We start from the raw sequence: 17,230 nt of genomic DNA on the forward strand, positions 1-17,230 counted from the left end.
TTTCTTGGGGATGGGGATCGCGTCCACTTGTTCCGAGGAGGCCCCATGAGCGACATCGAAATCTACGAATCCCCCGACGGCGATATTCGCCTGAACGTTCAGCTTGAGGATGAGACGGTCTGGCTCACGCAGGCGCAGATAGCTCAGCTATTTGGCGTTAACAGTCAGGCTATTACTAAGCATCTGGGAAATATCTACGATGAGGGCGAATTGGCGGCCGATGCAACTTGTTCCAAAATGGAACAAGTTCGTCAGGAGGGAAGTCGTCAAGTCAAGCGGACGGTGAACGTCTACAACCTCGACGCGATAATTTCCGTGGGATATCGCGTGAACTCGCGGAAAGCCACTCACTTTCGCCAATGGGCTACAAGCATTCTCAAGGAGTATGCTGTTAAAGGTTTCGCGCTCGATGATCGCCGGCTCAAGGACGGTCGCAGTCGCTATTTCCGCGAGCTGCTCCAGCGAGTTCGCGATATCCGCTCCAGTGAGCGTAACCTCTATCAGCAGGTAACGGATATTTATGCGACAGCCATTGACTATGATCCGAAATCTTCCATGACACGCAAGTTCTTCGCTACCGTGCAGAACAAGCTTCATTACGCCGTCCATGAGCACACAGCGGCTGAGGTTATTTACGACCGCGTTGACCGCGAAAAGCCGCTTGTGGGCATGACAACGTTCGATGGCGATTACATCACTAAGGCTGACGTGTGTATTGCGAAAAACTACCTGACCGAAAAAGAGCTGCAAACGCTCAATCTTCTGGTCGCCCGTTTTCTCGATTACGCTGAGTTGCAGGCCCTAGAAGAGCGAACAATGACTATGGCCGAGTGGATTGAAGAGCTTGATCGAGAAATCGTTAACTCTCGTCGAGCGCTGCTCGAGGGGTATGGAGCGATCTCCCATAAGCAAGCGATCGAGAAAGCCGAGGCGGAGTTCGAGGCCTATCGCGCCCGTGAGATGCGCCAGCTTGAAAGCGATTTCGACCGAGCGATACGGCAGTTGGAAGACTAGCTATTTCACCACGGCGAGGTTCACGCTGGCGAGCAGGCTGGGGATGCTGCGCACCGCGGAGCGATTCCATTCCCGGGCGCGGTCGGGCAGCTCTTCCCAGGGAACGAGGTAGGGGCTGCGCTTGGCCTCCACGTCCTTCGCGGCCCCGTAGCGCCAGCCGGCCTTCTGGCGTTCCTGTAACCAGCGGCGGTGCTCCAAAATGGCGAGGCACTCCACCTCGCTGGCCGTAAAGGCGGTCACGCAGCGGTCGGGGTAACAGCTACCCGCGGGCAGCACCTCGTAGCCGAGGGTGTCCAGCTTGCGGTGGATGCTGACGATGTAGGCGATGGAGGATTCGCGTAGGTCGGCCGGCAAGCTGGCGAACGTGGCGAACTCCTGGTCGGCTTGGGAAGCGATGCGGTCGGCGGTGTAACGGGTGAACGACGTTTGGGCCAGCTCGGTGATGACGTCGGTCTTCTCCGTGTAGCCCTGGCTTGACAGCATATCGGGCGAATCCACCAGTAGAGGCCGGGTGCTCGGCGGCCCGTAGATGGCGCACACCAGGATGTTCCAAACGAGCTGCTCCTTGCTGATGAGCCATGCGGGTAGCTGGTGGCCGTAGCCGTCGGTCTCGAAGGTGGGGTATTCCCGGCGCGCTTCCCGAACCAAGGCGATGAGCTGTGGGATATCGAACTCGCTGAGCGGGGTGGGCTCGCTGGACAGGTCGCGGTGGTAGGCATCGAGGGCCTCGTAGCAGGAATCGAGGAAGTACTGGCAGGCTGCCTCGCTGAAGCCGAGATCGAGGAACCGACGATAGAGCCCGTCGATGATGACGCCCATGACGGCGCAGTCGTCCCACCACGAACCGCCGACCAGTTCGATGCGGTTTTGCAGGCACCAGGCGGGAAGGATGTCGAACAGGGCCCGCAGCGGTGTCAACGGATCGAAACTCTCATAGGCAGCGGCTTCGGCTTCCATGGTTGCCAGGAGAAAGCGGAGGTCATCGACGCTTTCGGCGGGCTCGGCGCCCTGCTCTTCCAGGCTCTCGATGGCTTTCTTAAAATCGGGCAGCGGCCCTTTGCCCGCGCGCGTGCGCTCGTGGGAGCCGCGCCGCTGATTCAAGGCGAAGGGTGGGCAGAAGCGCGCGAACGTGGCAGCAGTCTCGTCAGGGGAGAGCCGATTCAGCTTGAGGGTATGGGCATTCCAGACTGATACGGCCTGCAGGCACAGCTGGGCGTCTTCGGGCCGAGCGCAGGCGGCAATGATGCGCGATTCGTAGGCCGCGCGCCAGTAGTTCGCGTTGAAGAGCAATCGATCGACGGATGCCTCGGTGCCGCGCCGCAACTGGGCGGCATCGCGAGATTCCGTCGGGAGGGCGGCGCTCTCGTTGCCCTCCCGATCTTCGCGGAAGGTGAAGGACAGGTAGGCTGCCAGAGCCACCTTCACCACTTCGATGGGTTTCATGGTGCTGCCCCGCCGCGCCTCTTCGCGCCTGAGGGCGGCCTCCACAGCGTCTACGGGGCGATTGGCCATCGATCGTCTCTTGCTAGCCATCGGTTGGCCAATCCCTCCCTTCGTTGTCGGCAATTTCGCGGCGATTGTTAACGTTGCGGTGCCTATGATACCCGCTTGCGATTACATCGTTGGGCAATGGAGAGGAGCATCAGGAACCAGATAGTTGCGCAGAAGCCAGCGTCCACGGCTGATCAGTTCGTCGTAGGTGCACTGGGGTGAATCATCCAGGGTGAGCGCATCGAAACGGTACGAAAGCATGCGGTTCGGCTGGTTTGCCGTGTGGAGAAGCGCCACGATGAAACCGTTGGGATTTTGGTAAAGAATGGCCTGGTCGATCTGGTAAGGAACACTGGCACGAAACACATCACCCTGAGAGGGGGCCGGCTCCAGGGGATGACGGATGTCCAGCGTGCCGTCGGCGAGGGCGATGGCTAAGAAATCGTTATCGCCGCCGTACTGCTTGCCGACGGAAACGATGCCATTGGGGTAATCCTCCTGATAGATGCTGTGTCCGTCGGTAAGAGAGAGAATGCGCAAGCTGTGTCCTGCGCTCAATACCGCAGCGGGACTGCCCTCGAAAACATATTCATTGAAGCGCGGATAGCCGATGTAAGGGGTAGCGTAATAAGCTTCTCCTGCTACGGTGGCCGAGAACATTCCTTCAGTAGTCCATGCTCTTCTAGTGACGTCGGCAGATGTGTCGGAGGCGGTAAACATAAAGGGCATGTCAACGAACCAATATTCGCCTTCGCCAGCGTCATATGAAGCGCTCGTCAGCATGCCATCTCGCATGGCCAAGGAGCTGATGAGGTTATTCCCTACTTCGACAAGCTCGTATTCCCCGTTTTCGACGAAAAAGAGGAGGGCATAGGCTCCGAGTGCGAGGCTCACGATATCTTTTTCGCTATCATAGGCGCAGGTGGCGAATGTGTTGGGGCGCAAGGCCTCGATAGAGTTTGCCTGGGTCCAAGAAATCATTGTGCAATTGGCGGCATCGAGGGTCGTGGCTGCTGCGGTGCCATCCTCCAAAATAAAGCACAGCGCAAAAGTTTCTCCATCTTCGGCTACGGCAAGGGCATCTATGGGAACGTCTTCGCGATTCCACAGAACAGCACCGCTGGTGGTGTCAATGCACATAAGAATGCCTTCATCGGCTCGCGTGCCGATGACGCATCGGTTGGGCCCGGCAGGGGCCAGAATCCAATCCTCGGTAGTGCAGGAGAGGGGATTTGAATCAGAGTCGCGGAGATGAAGAGTGGCTCGCGTCGCCCCTGTAAACACGTCCACGAGCGTGAGGGCTCCTTCGCTGTCGAGGATGACCACCCAGTCGCTTCGGTGATGCGCCGCCAGGGCTACAATCTCGGCATTCGCGTCAAAAGTGAAGTTCGGTTTCCAGAATCGTATCGTGTCTTGGTTCACATCGAGGGCATCTTCCAGGGCCTTTTGGGCTTCGGAGGTGATGGGTCGCCGGAGATCGGACGAGGAAGAGGGCAGTGCAGAAAGAGCGGTCTGGACGGCCTGCATACGCTCGCCGCGAGCCAGTTGCTCCTGGGCAACTGCCGCCAAGCTGCGCGACTCGGCGGCGCGGGCGTTGCAGGAGGCGTGGATGGCGGTGGCGGCCAGCGCGGTAACCAGCGAGATGAGTACTGCCCCCATTATGGAGAAAGCGATTCTGCGATTGCGGCGTCGGTTGCGCTCTCGCTGGCGCAGGTCATCGAAGTTGCAACCGGCGACGGCGGCAATAATGCGCAGTAACTCGGCCTTGTGCTTGGTCTTAGACTCGGGGCGCAGGTCGGCGGCCAAGGGCTCGGTGGGCATATCGCGCATGATGCCGTGGGCATCGGGAAAGAGGCGTGTTTTCAGAATGTCGGGAATGCTGCGGGCTGAGTCACCGTCGGCCAGCACGCAGATGATGCGTTCGCGTCCGTGCAGAGCGGCGAAGGTTTCGATTTCCCGTTGCACCCAGTGGCTTTCCTGGGTATCGGGCGAACAGATGATGACGAGGGCCTGGGATGTCTCGAGGGCCCGTTGAATGCTGTCGGGCAAGGAGGGGGAAGCCGCTAGCTCGTCCTCGTCGCGGAAGCACTTGCCGAGGGCCTTGCCATCCTGCGGGCGCTTGGGACCCGTTGTGGCGCTCTCATCGCGTTGCTGCCTGATAGCAACTCCGCGCGGTAGCCGATAGGTCTCGATGGCCTTCTGCACCTGCCGAGCAACCTCGGTGTCACGGGGTAAATGCCGGTAGCTGATGAAGGCGGCATAGCCGAAGTCGCTCGGTTCGTCGCGATCGGGCAGCGGTTTCCCGCACCGTGGGCAAAATACAGCACCGTCAGGGATTTTGCTATGACAAAAGGGACAATCCATGGGAGGAATTATAACCCGAATGAGACCGCATCCTTCAAGACGGCTACAGGCTTCATTGGGCAATGGCCCTCAGCGTCCTTCGTACAATAAAACACTACGTCAGTAACGGGCGAGCTTGCGAAATGCCCCGTGGGACAACGAGAGAGTACAGGGAGCCCAAGTTATGAAGGTTTGGGACAAGATAAAAGGCGCCGTGGGGCGTTTTCGGGCATGGCGTGAACGCCGTCGGGAGCAACGCTTCCCCCGAGCATTTCCCAGCGATACCTATGTGGCTGATTTGGATGCGGCGATGAAGACGAAACGACCCTGGGTGAAGGGGCTTCTGGGCGTTGTCGTATTATCCGTTGCTGTTGATATCTATTTGCTACAAGACTCTTTTGCGCTCATGCTTGGGAACGCGTCGTTTCTCGATGTCTTCGGCGCTGATGGCGACCGGTCGGAGTGGATGGGTTTTGCCTTTGTTGCCCTGATATGTCTCGGGTTCATTGTTCTGTATTTGAAATTTTCCAGTATGGCGGGCAGCAAGTTCTCCGAATTCAAAGTGAGTAGAAGCAAGGCGGCTTTTGTCTCGGGGGCTCTTTTCTTCATTTTGCTTGTGATAGTGCTGGCGTTGGTGGGAATCGTTCGGTTCCGTAGTGTTGCTTTTGATGCTGATTCGCTGTCCGATGTCGACGACACCCTGCTTGAGACGATAGCCCTTTTGACAGTGATGGGTCTCGGCGCTCTCATGAGCATGATTCGCTCGTACTACTCCGTCGATCTCTATGCAGCCGAAAAAAAGCGACTTGCGGAAGCTCACATTCCCGAAGACAGGCTTCTCTACGAGAAGACCTATGCGATACACGCCGTTGACCCCATTGCTATTTTGGGACATGAGACGAAGGAACGTGAGCTTGATCGCCAAATGGTAGAGAGCGCGTTCCGCATTTGCGAGCTATCTACTCAGTTGAACGGCATTGTCGATCCAGCCGATGCCCATGATTTTACTCAGATTGGCAGATTAGTTCGGGAGCGCGCCTTCGATCATCAAGAGCAAGGAGACAGGAAATGAGCAGAAGAGGACTTGGCGTCATAGCATTGATTCTGGGGGCATTTTTGGGCCTCGGCGTCGTTGGCTGCACATCAGAGGGCCCGTCGACCGATTTGGCAGATACCGGAGAGGCGATCAGCTGCGACAACGCTGCTTTTGTATATGCGAAGAGGGCTAACTCCAGCCAGGATATGTTGGTTGCGGAAGGGTACTTGGACGCAATTGCGGAAAACGAGGGTCACTTTTTCGGCGTGGTAGCAGATGGAAATCCATGGGCGTTTGATGTGCAACTTACTTCTGACGAGTCGAATGGGCGCAGGAAAGCAAAAGCGATCGAGGGATTGAAGGCAGAAAAAATACTCGGCGCAAATTGGAATGCACAAACGGAGGAAGTGGATTTGTTTGCTGCGATTTGCGAAGCTGATCGTAGACTTTCCAGTTCTGTGGCTGAGGGGAACCGTAATGTGCTCGTCATCATCGATTCGGGTATATCGACGGCGGGTTTGATTAACTTCACGGAAGAGTCTACGCGTGAGGCCTTGTTAGAGCCCGAAGTGCTGATTTCGACCTTACGCGAACGCGGCGATTTGGTGAAATTCGAGAACATTGATGAAGTGATTTGGTTCGGCCTGGGTGAGACGAGCGGTGATCAGGCCTCTCCGAACCAAGGAACCACCAAGGCTATGGAATACCTCTATCGTGCGCTTTTTGAGGCGGCTGGCGTTGAGGGGGGCATCACGTTTCGTCCGGGATCGGGGGCCGCCCCCACGGAAGGTGTGCCCAGCGTAAGCGCTGTCGATATGCCTCGAATTGCGTATGATAGCGAAAATGATAGGCCAATGCGCCCGGGCGACAACGTTGAGTTTGATGAGCTCAAGAGCAATGGGGCCATTAAATTCGACAATGACTCCGATGCCCTTGTCGACGAAGCTGCCGCCCGCGAGGCTTTGAAGGATCACATCAACCAACTGATCGACTTTCCGACCCTGACGGTTGCCGTCAATGGGTACACGAGCACCGTTGGCGACGAGTCCTACAATTTGGATTTGTCGCAAAGGCGGGCGGACACGGTAAAGGCCCTGATGGTAGATGCTGGTGTGCCTGAGAGCCAGATTACGGCCGTGGGTATGGGGGAAGACGCTACATACGAGACCGACGAGCAGAATCGTCGCGTGGAAATTGTGCTCGGATAGCGGCTGGTGTCATGAGTTCGCCGAAAGACGATGCCGTCAAAATTGCCTCCGAGACGCGCGAACGGCGCTATGATCTGTTCTTTCCCCGCAGCCTCGGGATGCCCGCGCGTATGGGTCTATGGCTGCGCGGCTACCTCGATGCACGACGGGGGAAGGTGTTCGTGGCTCGGGCGGGGCACATTGATTCGCCTTATATTCAGACGCTTGTAGAACGAGCCGACTTGCGTATCAATGCCGAATGGCAGGAGGCCAACGGCCTTATGTTCGAATTGCGGCCCCTGTTGGAAGAGGCGGTGCGCGACCGCAACGAGATCATTCGTCGTATCGATGAGTTGCCGCGACTGAAGGCGGTGAAGAGTGAGAGCGTCTGCATTGATCGCGACGGCGATGAGTGCGCGGGCGAGCGCGTGGCGGAAAAGCGGCGGATCCGCCGTGCTGTGCTGGTCGAATGGGAGTTCGTCGCCCGTGAGGAAGCGTTGCGCGAAACCCTCAACAAGGTATCGGCCCAGGCCGGGGTGGTGCTGTCGCAATATCAGGATGTGATGGATGCCTCGGCGACCCATGAGCGCCTTGTGCGCCTCGACTTCGTTGCTCGGCTTTCGTGCTACGGGCGCGGGGTATTTCGTCGGATGTCCTTCGATACGCAGATTATCAACGACCGAGCCCTCACGACCGTGCCTCGTGAAGAAAACGAGCGGTTCTTCGCCGCATGCCTGCGAGGTGTAGAAAACGAGCCCGCAACCGAGGGTTTCAAGTTGTGGGCAACGGGAAGCGCCGAGGAAGCTCCGAAGCAAACTCGGGCGGCTGGTGAGAAGGCATCGTAATAGACGGAGGATCCTCATGACATGGTTCAATCGCAAGAAGCGGCAGTCGATTCCCTCGGCGGCTCCTTCCGCTCAAGCTCCAGCGGCTGCCTACTATGCTCCTGGGCAGATTCGTATCTCGCACCTCGATTTCGATCGGCCGGGCCCGGTGACCCAGGGGCCGCGCGTGCGCCGGATTGACGTGGGGAACCTGGTGGGCGCGTCGGTGTTTGAAAGCGCCGTGTGCTCGTCGGCCCATGTGGACGCCCTCGTCTTCTCCGAATTGGCCGAAAGCATGCAGGTTATCGAGCGAAAGTTCCACGGAGGCCAATACGACGCACAGGCCATGCCGCTGGTTGAGGCGTTTCTCAGCGAGTTGCATGGGTTGGCGCAAATTCAGGTGGAGCGCAATGGCATTATCGACCAGCGCATTGCAGACTTGCGTCGTGCGAATATCATGGCTTATCAGGCAGTATGCGAGGAGCGCTCCCGTCGCGAAGAGGGCATCGACAAAGCGCGCATGTACGAATGGCATTCGGTAGCGGCCAGCTACGATCGACGCGAAGCTCAAATGAGGCGCAAGCAGGCCAAGAGGCTGCAGCAAGATGAGGAGCGAGCGGCGAAAACCGAGGCCAAGGCGCAGCGAACCCGGGAAAAGGCTACTCAGAAGAACGAGGCCAAGACGGCTCGGGAAGTGAGGTCTTCTGCAGCCAAGGCCGTGCGGGTCCAGCGGCGCGAAGACCGGAACGCCGCTTGGCAGAAACTCAAACAGCGCCGCTATGAGCGTCGTGTGCGCAAAGAACAGATGCGGGCTGAGCGTGAAAGGCTGAAATGGCAGGTGCGCCAAGAGCGTTCTGAGATGGATTTGGATCAGCTGCGGGCCGAGAAGGAAGCCGCGCGGGCCGAGAGTGCTGCCCGTCAGGCGGCTCTCGAGGCCAACGTGGAAATCGCCCGCGCCCAAGAGCAGGTCGCTCGCGTCCAAGAAGAATGGGCGCAGCAGGAATTGGAGCGCCTGGGCGTTACGGAAGCATCTGCGCACGATGCCCCTCCTTCGGAAGAGCCAGCGGCCGAGGCGTCTGCCAAAGAGGCTGAGACTGAAATGCGTGAAGCTGTCGCAGAGACGGCGACGGGTGAAGGGCAGGGGGCTGTCGCAGAGGCGGCGCCGACGGGTGAAGCACAGGAGACCGTCGCAGAGGCGGCGCCGGCTGGCGTCGAGCCTTTTGCCGCTGACGGGCCCGCAGTTCCCAATGAGAGCAAGACTTCCGAGCGGCCTTCGGCGACCGAGGAGGCGACTGAAGTCGGGACGCTTCCCCCGGCCGAGGCGTTGGAGCCTGGAGCACAAGAAGGAGAGGTCCAGGAAGTTGTCGAGGCTTCCGAGGATTTCGACGACCGACCTGGCGCCGACGAGCAGCCAGGCTCGTTGAAAGCTGTGCTTAAGAAATGGGTTGCCGATCTTGCTTCTGATAATCGGGACAAATAGCGGTGGACTGTGAGCGTTGCGCGAGAGACATCGGGGGAGCTGTCCGGTAGAGGGGGAAAGACTTACCATCCTTCTGCAAAGGGCTTCGTAGAGCTGTCTTCCTTTTGCGGGAGCGTTTTGCTGGAGGGCGAAGAGGAACTGGCCTTCGTGGAGCTGCCCGCGCGATTGCTCTCTTCGCGGGATGAGGCGACCGCTAAGGCGCAGCTGAAGTTCGGCGACGCCCGGCTCAATGGATTGAAGAAGCAAGTGTCATTGCCCGTGGATGCAGCCTATCGCAACGGTGAGTTCGTCGGCCTCATCGTCACGCATATGCATCGTGGCGTGAGCCTAAGCCGTTACCTGGACTTTTCAGGGGACGCTCGGTCGGAACGACGGCGGGTAGCGTACAACCTTGCCGTGCAAGTATGTGTTGCATCGCAGCTGGGAGTCTCCCTCGGTCGTCTATCTCCCGAGCGCATCCGTGTCGATCCGACGACGTGCCGGGTGTTTCTGGCGACAGACTGGGTTACCCTGATGGAGGAGAGCTGCGCTTCGCATCAGACTGCACTCTCTCTGCTGCCGTGGCAGGGAGCAGTTGACCTTGCCGTCTGCGAATATAGCCTCCTGCGAAAGAACGGCGCTCCTCCGCCGAGCGCGGGATTATGGGAGGACGATTGTTCGGGTCTCAGGGGACCGTCGGCTTCGGACATGATCGCAGCGACATTCGATGCGGTGAAAAGGCCCTGGTTTGTGAAAGTCGTAGGTCGCTTCGATAAAGACACGCCTTTGCTGGGAAATCTGTGGGATGTGCCCCGCCCATTCAGGGACCTGTTGGGGCACAGTTTTCGTGGCATGGGCACCGGAGACGCCGGGACTCTCGCCACGGAAATGATCGCGCACTTCGAACGCGGGGAGAGCCGTCGTCGGAGTGGTTTCTCAGTATGGAAAGACCGGCTCAAGCAATTTTTGAACGGTGCCCGTGTGCCTGCTGATCAGGTAAAAGAGTGTGAGCAGCGGCCATGGGGCCTGCGCGGTTACGGGAACGCTACCGTGTTTTGGCCCGTAACGCTGGGGATGGCCGCCGCCTTGGGTTTGTGCTCGGCCATGAACGGGTTCGCTCCCCTCGATCTGCTCGTTATGGCTCTTCGAGGTGCAGACTATGCTCATTCTGCCATTAACATGGGTTGGCGCTACGGGGTGGCTGCCGTGCTGGGGTGCGCAGTGTACAACCTATTTGCAGCTCGAAGGCATTGCTTCTCGGGATATGGGAGGAAATCATACTGTTGGTCTGTTGCCACGGCGGTCTTGTTCATGAGCCTGGCCCAGTTTCTAATGATTTTTTCGTTGCGAGGTGGTATCTCGTGAGGCTTCTTCAGCGGGACAAGCGAGGCGATGCAATTGAGGAGCTTTGCCCGATCGTGTTGTGCCTACTGATTATCGATGCCCGCGAGGGCGGGCTGGGCTGTGGCGCCGCTTCGCCCCACAGGGGGGTGGCAAAGTTTCTGGCGTTGCTAGAACGCGATCGCGACGCGGCAAAAATGGTGCGCCTCGCGTCTCGGTACGCCCCTGTTGAGGGGGCTGGCGCAGTTGGATTCTGCTCGATGGACGCTCTGCGCATGGAGATGCGTGCTGGGGGAGGGCCGATGTTGATGCCCGAGGATGTGGAGTGCGCTTGTCGCCAGATCGAGGAGGAGCGTGCTGTCCTCGAAGCGTCCGGCGTGGAGGTGCGGGAGGCATTCGTGGTGGCAGTGACGGAAAACCCCCGGGTAGTAGGAGGGGTGTACGGGCAAACGACGGTGTTCTCCCTCGCGGAGAGCACTCAGGCCGACCCCGTGTACTTTTTAGAGCAGTGCGCCCGCTTTGTGTTGGCATCCCTCGATGGGCAGGCCTCATGATACGTTGGCGAATCATCCGGGAGAAGGTATTGCGGCTGGGTGTGGCCTTGCTGGCGAGCATCGTCGTCCGCATGAGCTTTTCTGGCGGAACGGTTGGCCTGGAACTGGTGGATGCGATGCTCTATTCGGCGGCGTTCCGCATAGAATCATCTCTGCCTCTTTCCGGCTTGGCCTTTCTCGTAGGGTGGATTGGGTTTGGGTTCGTGCTGAAAACGCATCGGCGGACGGCGCCATGGACAGTTGGTGGCGCAGTGCTCTCAGTGATGGCTGCATGGGCGTTGGCGCCGGCATGCGGATCCTTTCCGCCTCTTGCGATGTTCCTCTGCTGGCTGGCGTGCCCGGAATCGCTGTACTTTCCTCGGCGCTATGCGAAAGTTGCCGAGGATGAGGGCGATGAAGGAGGAGCGGCGCGATTTCGTATATCGCTTGAGATGGTGGTGGCCTTTGGTGCCCTGGCCTGTCTTGAGATTTCCATGGCAGTCGGTGCGTGTCAGGTTGCGGCGGCAGCTAGTCGGCCCGCGCTGGGGTGGGTCTTGCTGGCATCGCCTTTCGTTGGCGGAACGCTTTGCTGGCTGTTCATGAAAAAGCGCCGAGAAAGTCCCCCGGCACTTTTGCGGGCGTTGTCAAGCGCATATCACGGTATGGAAATGGGAGTTTGGGCTGCATTTGGCTTAAGGGCGTTGTTGTGGTTCGCCTAGAATTAGTAGGAGGTTGGTAGGTCATGAATCAGGGAGATAGGTATCGGCGCCGCAACAGGTTCGACCGTCGTAGGGAGGGGCGCTTACGCCATTGGATTCCCGTAGCGCTCTTTGCCGCGTTATTGGCTCTTTTGCTGTGGTTTCCGTTTCGAGATCAGCAGGGCAACTCAGTGTCGTCCGGCAATGTGTCGAGATCGGTGGCCGAGCAGGTGACGAAAGAGCATGCCGCGCCGTCGGAGGGTACGGACGGGACGGATGCTTCCAGGACGGCTACGCCCCGCGATTCTTCGCAGGAGGTGATGCCGGGCTCCGGAGACGGGGCATCGGGGAGTGCTCAGGCTTCAGAAGAGGTGTTGGATGCAGCCTCTGACCCGGTGGTAATTAACTCCTCGATCGAGGGAGTGAACACCTATGGACCCGATGAGGGCGTAGCAACCGGCGCGGAGCGGACGGCTGCCCGTGCCGCAGCGGCGTTTGGGGATATATTGGGAGTTGAGGCTCCCTCGAGGGGCTTCCTTGCAGCAGCAGAACGTCCCATTACGGGATTCATTTTCGAGACAATAGATCAGGGGGGTCGATTTCAGTTGATCGTGGTTGCTCCCAGTGATGCGGATGCCTTTGTCAAGCTGAAGGATCCCCTGTCGGCTGAGACGGTGCTCTCGTTCTACGTGCGTTCGGGCGGTACGGTGGTGGCTTACGTTCCCGAGGGAGTGTGGGAATTCTCCTATGCGCTGGGCCCGGGCTCCGAATGGAGCGGCCTTGAGGAAAAGTTTGGCGATGAGGGTTCCTATTGGAAAAGTGATTGCGAGCTCGACTTCACTAATCCAAGGTTGCTTACCTGCACCTACACACTTGGGTCTGACGGCAATGTGAACCCTGTAGCTATTCCGAGAACGGAGTTCATCTAGAAGATCTTAAGGGACGGCCTGGCCATTCATTCCACCCCTGTCCACCAAGTGTATTCGCAGCCATTGTCGCTGTTCATTTGGAGGGAGCCCTCGTAGACATCGAGGTAGCTGCTGACGGAAAGCCATGCGCCCCCGTGATCTACTTCATAGAGCATCTCCGCATAATCGTCGTAATGCTCGGTCCAGATGACAAGGGTGACGCGGTTCTCGCTGGGGTAGGCGGCTCCGATGTCCACGAAGATGGGCATGCCGTTGGCATCGGTGGCTTGGTGCACGCTCGCAACAGGGCCGGCGATAGTGCAAACTTCCCCTACGTATTGGCCGGCGTTGTACCACAGTTGAGATTGGGGAATGCCAAGCCGGTCGGCGATGGCCTCGGGCGTCGATTCTTCGAGGCGCCGCATCTCTTCCTCATAGGCCTCTTGTTCGCGTTCCAGGTCGCGTAGGCGCTCTTCTCCATAAGCGCCCTCTTCTGAGGCGTTTGAGGCGCTCGCGGAGTTTTCGCTTTGTTTGGCTTCATTTGGCGATGGGTTGCGGGGCGATCGATAGCATCCGCATAAGGACAAGGAGAGGAGCAGGGTGAGGAATACGAGCCCTGTCCTCTTTGCGCCCGTGGTTTTTAGGGCTCTTGCGCCAATGATCGCGGGGATTCTTGCATTGATGGCAACCATAGTGACCGCCTCGTCCTCGGCGTGCCCATGGGCTGTGAGGGTGTTTGCCAATTACCTTCTAAATCGTAGGGTAGCGTACAGCGGTGCCCTACGATAGCCCAATGGGCGTTCGCCTGCGACATCTAGGGAGAGAGGGGCTGGCGGCGTCGGTGGCTTCGCTTTCTGCGATGACCGCCCTTTCAGAATCGTGCCATGGCGCGATTGGCGCGATTCTTGGTGGCCGCGCTGCCTGGGCGGTGAGTGTCATAGGTTGCTTGCGCCGACTATGTGCGACATGGGTGGTAGCTTCTGTCTTACAGCGGAGGAAGCACCATGCGAAAGGTACCGGGCTCGTCGGCGTCGGGGAGGTTCAGCGCTTCGGGAAGGCATAGGGCGGCATACCAGGGGAGGTAGACGACTTTGCCCCGCACCTCAACATTAAGGCGCGAGAAAACATAGCCTCGCGGGATGTCGTAGGCGCTGTTCTCCAGAAGGCCGTTTAAGGCAGCGTGGGCGCGGGGGTTCCGGCCTGATTTTATCTCGATGGGGATGACGGTTCCCAAGCCGTCCTCGGTGAGAAAATCCACTTCCCCGCGTTTGCGATTCATGTAGTAGAAAAGTGGACGTCCGCAACTGGTGATGGCCTGGGCGAACACGTTCTCGAAGAGGGGCCCTAAGTTGGGTTCGCGCCGATCGAGATAAAGATCTCGCGCGAGGGAGAACGGATAGCGGCTGGCCAGCATGCCCGTATCGGATTCGTACAGCTTGAAGCTGGAAGCCTTCTCGGTCATTTGAAGGGGTGACCTCGGGTCTTGAACGATGTTGCATTTCATGGCCACATGGGCCGATACGAGCCAGTTGAAATCGAGGCGGAATTTCTCGTAGCGGGCATTCGGCGCCAAGTCGTTCAGCATGAAGCGAACCGACTTCGCGTCGAGCTGAAGCGGGAGTTGTTCGAAAATGGCCCTTACGTTCGGGGCATCGGTGCCAGCGTATTTCGTGATGTCGTTCACGTAGGCGGTGACGAGTTCGATCTGCGTGTCGCGCACCCTTAGCAGATCGCCTTGGGAATCGAGAAAAGCCTGAATAGCTGCGGGCATACCTCCGACAGCCATGTACGTGCGGAAATAAGTGAGGAGCTGCTCGTGCAAAAAGTCTGGCACGGCCTCGTGCACAATGCAGCAACGTCGTGCTGTATCCAAGGCCTCCTCGTTCACGTTAGCCGCCCAGCAGAATTCCTCGAAGTCCATGGGATACATGGTGATTTCGGTGACGAACCCGACGGGGTATGAACGCACGTGCTTGAGTTCAACGCCCAGCATTGATCCGGAGAACGCATAGGCATAACGGCCGTCTTGCACGAGGAATTTGACCATGGTCATAAGATCGGGGAGCTCTTGAATCTCGTCGATGAAAATAAGGGTTTTCCCAGGAACAAGGGGCGAATCGGCGAAGAGGGCGATACGCGTGATGAGGTCATCGGCGTCGGTGGCCTCAGCGAGGGCCTGTTTGGCTATCTTATCTTCGTAGAGATTGATCTCAACCATATGGGCGAACGTATTGCGCCCTAGATGCTCGACGAGATAGCTCTTCCCGATTTGCCGGGCGCCGGTCACCAGAAGGGCTGTTCGCCCGGCGCGAGTACGCCAGCGCTCGAGCTGATTATAGGCTTTGCGCTTGAACATGGATAGCCTTTCAAAAAGAGCCGATTAAGGCTTAGAATGCATTTTCTGGCATCTTTATTTTGCCGATTTTAGCATTTTCTAGCATTTTCAAATTAGTGAATCTAACATTTTTACAAATTTTCATCCTGCATTTTTGCGAAAGTAAAAAGTCTAAAGCCGCGAACAAGTCAAGATGGCTGCAGCGTGCTTGTGCGGAAGGTTTGGATGACAATGAAGGTTGCGTCGATGGGCCGTTCGTTCGACACGGTCGTTCTCGCCCTCTTCAATGATGCGCTGCAACTGGTCCGCGTTCATGATGACCGCCCTTTCAGATTCGTGCCATGGCGCGATTGGCGCGATTATGGCGCGATTGGCTCGAATGCGGCGCGATTCTTGGGGCCGTCCCTCCTACTTCAAGTAGCGGGTTGAGTAGTTGTCGAGGTGCTTGCCGATGTGCGAGACGATGATGCGGTCGGTTTCCTCGTCGAAGGCGAAGTAGAGGCGCAGGCTGTTGGGGCTGGCGTCGTCGTTGCCCTTGGCGAGGTGGGCCTCTGCGTTGATGGCGCGGCCCTGGTAGATGTCCTGATACTGGGCCATGAGCCGGCTGTCCTTGCGGGTCATCTTCCCGGCGCCGCGCTTCAGCTCGAAGGCCGATTGAGCGTTGAACTTCTTGGCGTAGTCGCCGGCATCGCGGGAGGCGAAGAGCGGGTGGGCGATGGCGCACAGGTCGTGCAGGGCGTTCCAGACCAGGCTCGGCTCGGTGATGCACTCGCCCAGGGACTGATGGGCGCGATCGGTGAAGTCGATGCGGTCGCCGTGGTGTTCGCGGAAGAGCCGGAGTATGCCTTCGTAGGGTAAGGGCCAGCAATCCAGGTCATTTGAGCTTTCCATCGGCCGACCGGTCCGGTTGAGTTGGCTCTCGAGGGTCGTCGCCTTCGCCTGGGCCAGGTACAGCTCGGACTCCAGTTCGTCGTTGCGGGCCTTCAGCTGGTCGTTCTCGTGATGCAGCTCTTCCAGAAGATCGACGGCCACCGCCTTCTCCTCTTCGGCCGCCTCCACCATGTCCAGGGCTTCCGAGACGGACTCATCCTTCACCTGCTTCGTGTGGATGAGCCAGGCGCGGCGCCGCTTCACCCCGTCGGCCCGCAGCATGGTCTCGTAGAAGTGCACATCTTGGGCGAGCGCCCGGCGCAGGATGCCGACGAAGGCCTCCTCGCCCAGGGTCTCGATGTCGCGGGCCGTGAAGAAGCGGTGGCGTCCCGCATCGCCGGGCTCTTCCACGCGCGGGCGGCTGGCGTATACGCGCACGGTACCATGGCAGCAGCGAAACGCCAGGTCGGGAATGCACTCCCGCATCTCCTGGGTGAATGCCGAATCCTGGGAATAGCACACGAAGGCCGAGGGGCCCAGGGCGGCGGCCACCTGTTCCGGATCGACGGAGAAGGAGGCCGCGTCGCTGCCGGGCTCGAAGCGGGGGCTGATGTACACGAGGGGCGTCTCCCGCTCGCCATCGGCGATGAAGCGCCACAGCTCCCGGAACTGTCCCACCGACAACTCCGCGGGCCCGAGGGAGAGAGGGCGCCCTGAAGCGGTGCAGACGAGGCGGTCGTTTTCCAGGATGGTGCGGATGAAGCCAGGGAGGGTGAGCGTGGGTTCGGGCTGACAGGGGCCGAGGAAGCCCGGCGTGTCGCCATAGGACAGGGCGATGGCCACCGCGCCCGCATCCATGGCCGACCAAGCGAAGGAGATCTCGGTCGTCCAATGGCGCGGGGCCGCACCCGGTACCTCGGTGATCTCTTCGATGGTGAGGGCCCAGTGGTTCCCGCCGTCTTCCAAGCACAGTTCCGAACGGAAGCGGACGGGGCAGCCCTCTTGGAAGGGCGCGTGGCCGGTTCGCTTGAGCGCACTCCAGAAAGCCGCTTCCCGGGGAAGGGCCGGGTACTTGCGCGTGGCCCACGCCCGCAGGCTGCACAGAAGGCTCCACAGGGCATCGTCGCCCTCATCCGTCGTGCGAATGTCGAAGGCGGTTTTGTAGAACATGGTCTTGTTCAGGTCGTGCAT

Annotated in this window: 14 protein-coding genes; 9 read left to right on the forward strand and 5 right to left on the reverse strand. The window is 59.0% G+C overall.

Annotated features, from left to right (window positions below; all coding sequences use genetic code 11):
• The first annotated feature begins 45 nt into the window (after nucleotides 1-45).
• A complete protein-coding gene (locus tag ACTOXK_RS03255) occupies nucleotides 46-1,014 on the forward strand; it encodes a virulence RhuM family protein (RefSeq protein WP_482277268.1) in 969 nt (322 codons plus the stop codon).
• Here ACTOXK_RS03255 and ACTOXK_RS03260 read toward each other — a convergent pair whose 3' ends face one another.
• Nucleotides 1,015-2,547 carry a RyR domain-containing protein gene (locus tag ACTOXK_RS03260; RefSeq protein WP_482277267.1) on the reverse strand — a complete coding sequence of 511 codons (1,533 nt, stop codon included), beginning with the start codon at nucleotides 2,545-2,547 and terminating at the stop codon, nucleotides 1,015-1,017.
• 81 nt (nucleotides 2,548-2,628) lie between these two features.
• On the reverse strand, nucleotides 2,629-4,869 hold the full coding sequence (locus ACTOXK_RS03265; RefSeq protein ID WP_482277266.1) for a TIR domain-containing protein: 2,241 nt from the start codon (nucleotides 4,867-4,869) through the stop codon (nucleotides 2,629-2,631).
• Nucleotides 4,870-5,032: 163 nt separating this feature from the next.
• On the opposite strand from ACTOXK_RS03265, the gene ACTOXK_RS03270 reads away from it, so the two are divergent.
• From ACTOXK_RS03270 to ACTOXK_RS03305, 8 genes are all read left to right on the forward strand, one after another.
• Complete coding sequence (locus ACTOXK_RS03270) at nucleotides 5,033-5,920, forward strand: hypothetical protein (RefSeq protein WP_482277265.1); 888 nt, start codon at nucleotides 5,033-5,035, stop codon at nucleotides 5,918-5,920.
• The gene (locus ACTOXK_RS03275) at nucleotides 5,917-7,092 is read left to right on the forward strand and encodes an OmpA family protein (protein ID WP_482277264.1); all 1,176 of its coding nucleotides are present in this window, start codon (nucleotides 5,917-5,919) and stop codon (nucleotides 7,090-7,092) included. The genes ACTOXK_RS03270 and ACTOXK_RS03275 overlap by 4 nt, the downstream gene beginning before the upstream one ends.
• An 11-nt stretch (nucleotides 7,093-7,103) precedes the next feature.
• Nucleotides 7,104-7,916, forward strand: coding sequence for a hypothetical protein (locus tag ACTOXK_RS03280; protein ID WP_482277263.1), 813 nt, complete (start codon nucleotides 7,104-7,106; stop codon nucleotides 7,914-7,916).
• Between the two features lie 16 nt (nucleotides 7,917-7,932).
• Nucleotides 7,933-9,375, forward strand: coding sequence for a coiled-coil domain-containing protein (locus tag ACTOXK_RS03285; RefSeq protein ID WP_482277262.1), 1,443 nt, complete (start codon nucleotides 7,933-7,935; stop codon nucleotides 9,373-9,375).
• 147 nt (nucleotides 9,376-9,522) lie between these two features.
• The gene (locus ACTOXK_RS03290; protein WP_482279246.1) at nucleotides 9,523-10,719 is read left to right on the forward strand and encodes a hypothetical protein; all 1,197 of its coding nucleotides are present in this window, start codon (nucleotides 9,523-9,525) and stop codon (nucleotides 10,717-10,719) included.
• Nucleotides 10,716-11,249 (forward strand): hypothetical protein, encoded by a 534-nt coding sequence (locus tag ACTOXK_RS03295; protein WP_482277260.1) that lies wholly within the window; start codon nucleotides 10,716-10,718, stop codon nucleotides 11,247-11,249. Before ACTOXK_RS03290 ends, ACTOXK_RS03295 begins: the two co-directional genes overlap by 4 nt.
• Nucleotides 11,246-11,947, forward strand: a complete 702-nt coding sequence (locus ACTOXK_RS03300; protein WP_482277259.1) for a hypothetical protein — start codon at nucleotides 11,246-11,248, stop codon at nucleotides 11,945-11,947. The genes ACTOXK_RS03295 and ACTOXK_RS03300 overlap by 4 nt, the downstream gene beginning before the upstream one ends.
• A 23-nt stretch (nucleotides 11,948-11,970) precedes the next feature.
• A complete protein-coding gene (locus tag ACTOXK_RS03305) occupies nucleotides 11,971-12,855 on the forward strand; it encodes a hypothetical protein (protein WP_482277258.1) in 885 nt (294 codons plus the stop codon).
• Between the two features lie 26 nt (nucleotides 12,856-12,881).
• Here the strand turns inward: ACTOXK_RS03305 and ACTOXK_RS03310 are convergent, their stop codons facing one another.
• The 3 genes from ACTOXK_RS03310 to ACTOXK_RS03320 all read right to left on the reverse strand — a co-directional run bounded on the left by ACTOXK_RS03310 (nucleotide 12,882) and on the right by ACTOXK_RS03320 (nucleotide 17,230).
• Nucleotides 12,882-13,526, reverse strand: a complete 645-nt coding sequence (locus ACTOXK_RS03310) for a hypothetical protein (protein WP_482277257.1) — start codon at nucleotides 13,524-13,526, stop codon at nucleotides 12,882-12,884.
• A gap of 293 nt (nucleotides 13,527-13,819) precedes the next feature.
• Complete coding sequence (locus tag ACTOXK_RS03315; RefSeq protein WP_482277256.1) at nucleotides 13,820-15,190, reverse strand: ATP-binding protein; 1,371 nt, start codon at nucleotides 15,188-15,190, stop codon at nucleotides 13,820-13,822.
• 387 nt (nucleotides 15,191-15,577) lie between these two features.
• Nucleotides 15,578-17,230 carry a hypothetical protein gene (locus ACTOXK_RS03320; RefSeq protein WP_482279245.1) on the reverse strand — a complete coding sequence of 551 codons (1,653 nt, stop codon included), beginning with the start codon at nucleotides 17,228-17,230 and terminating at the stop codon, nucleotides 15,578-15,580.

The sequence above is a fragment of the Adlercreutzia sp. genome (assembly GCF_056795635.1).